General features: G+C 47.1%; 1 rRNA gene. It reads left to right on the top strand.

What is annotated here, in order from left to right:
• Nucleotides 1-238 (top strand): 23S ribosomal RNA (locus D2V08_RS17450); the annotation flags it as partial.

The following is a 238-nucleotide window of genomic DNA, read 5'->3' as shown; positions in this document are numbered from 1 at the left end:
CTCAAACTTGGTTGGAAAACCAGGCCATAGAGGGTGATAGCCCCTTAGAGGAAGGCGAGTATGGAGATTTTAGATGTTCTCGAGTAGCGTGCGTTGGATATCGCGCGTGAATTTGGGAGGCATTCACTTCCAACCCTAAATACGTCTCTAGTCCGATAGTGTAGTAGTAGCGTGAGCGAAGACTGAAAAGTACCCTTAACGGGAGGTTAAAAGACCTGAAACCATGCGGTCAAAGATT

Source organism: Flagellimonas lutimaris (genome assembly GCF_003581615.1).
Classification (GTDB): domain Bacteria; phylum Bacteroidota; class Bacteroidia; order Flavobacteriales; family Flavobacteriaceae; genus Flagellimonas; species Flagellimonas lutimaris.
This window is presented reverse-complemented; position numbering and strand designations above follow the sequence as displayed.